Raw genomic sequence first — 1,466 nt, 5'->3', positions numbered from 1 at the left:
GGGCGTGTCAGATGGTTTGTGTAACTGATCGACTTCTATGTCGAGGAGTACACAGGTGACCATGACTGATGATCCACGAGGAGTCCAGGTGTCGGCGGACTGGGTGTCGCCGGCCCGGCAGACGGTGAACGACATGATCTCGGCCGGTCTGCTCGATGACTTGATGGGCCGGGTCGACGCGGAAGGTCTTGCGTTGACGGGTGACGGCGGGGTCCTGCCGGAACTGGTCAAAGCCGTTCTCGAGCGGGGCCTGGCGGCGGAGCTGACCGGGCATCTGGGCTATGAGAAAGGCGATCCGGCCGGGCGGGGCAGCTCGAACTCGCGTAATGGGCACAGCCCGAAGACCGTCGCGACCGAGGTCGGGGACGTCGCTCTGGCGGTGCCGCGGGACCGGGCCGGGTCGTTCGAGCCGCGGTTGGTCCCGAAGGGTGCCCGCCGCACCGGCGGTCTCGACGAGATGATCATCTCGCTGTATGCGGGCGGGATGACGATCCGCGACATCGGCCACCATCTGCAGCGCACGCTGGGCACCGAACTGTCGCACGACACCATCTCGAAGATCACCGACGCGGTGCTGGACGAGGTGAAAGCGTGGCAGTCACGGCCGTTGGAGGAGATCTACCCGATCGTCTACCTCGATGCGCTGGTCGTGAAGGTCCGTGACGGGCACACCGTGAAGAACCGGGCGGCGCACATCGCCGTCGGCGTCGATCTCGACGGCGTCAAACACGTCCTCGGGATCTGGGTTCAGGCCACTGAAGGCGCGAAGTTCTGGGCCGGGGTCTGCGCCGAGCTGCGCAACCGCGGGATCCGCGACACGCTGATCGTCTGCTGTGACGGGCTGACCGGTTTCCCCGAGGCGATCGAGGCGACCTGGCCGCAATCGACGGTGCAGACCTGCACCGTCCACCTGATCCGCGCCGCGATGCGGTTCGTGTCCTACAACGACCGCAAGAAGGTCGCCGCCGCCCTCAAGCCGATTTACACGGCACCGACCGTTGAGGTCGCCGAAACTGAACTGCTCGCCTTCACCGAATCAGCTTTGGGCCGCAAATACCCGGCCGCGGTCGCGACCTGGACTGCTGCGTGGGAACGGTTCATCCCGTTCCTGGCCTTCCCGCCCGAGCTCCGGAAGATCATCTACACGACCAACGCGATCGAATCGCTGAACTACCAGCTCCGCAAAGTCATCAAGAATCGCGGGCATTTCCCCTCCGACGACGCCGCGATCAAGCTGCTCTGGCTTGCAATCCGCGACATCGAAGACAAACGCGCCCGCGCCCGCGCAAAGGAGAAAGGCCTGCCCGCCGCCGACCGGCGCGCCCCGGGCCGGCTCGTCGAAGGCTCCGTCATCCAGGGCTGGCGACAAGCCCTCGGCGCCCTCGCCCTGCACTACCCAGACCGCATCGGCCCTTACATCAACTAACAAACCACAAGATCACTTACACAAAAATCTTGACAGGCTC

1 protein-coding gene is annotated in these 1,466 nt (G+C 65.0%); it reads left to right on the top strand.

Translation table 11 applies throughout. The features are described 5' to 3' along the window. Positions 1 to 133: 133 nt before the first annotated feature. The gene (locus HJC40_RS44955) at positions 134 to 1,426 is read left to right on the top strand and encodes an IS256 family transposase (protein WP_250010005.1); all 1,293 of its coding nucleotides are present in this window, start codon (positions 134 to 136) and stop codon (positions 1,424 to 1,426) included. Positions 1,427 to 1,466 lie beyond the last annotated feature (40 nt).

This window comes from Actinoplanes sp. M2I2 (assembly GCF_023544445.1).
Lineage (GTDB): Bacteria > Actinomycetota > Actinomycetes > Mycobacteriales > Micromonosporaceae > Actinoplanes.
The sequence above is the reverse complement of the archived record's forward strand: the minus strand, read 5'-3'. Positions and strand labels throughout refer to the sequence as shown.

What these genes read in the sequence shown, in the direction of transcription:
- HJC40_RS44955 (WP_250010005.1), top strand. Translation starts at nt 134, where the DNA reads ATGATCTCGGCCGGTCTGCTCGATGACTTGATGGGCCGGGTCGACGCG.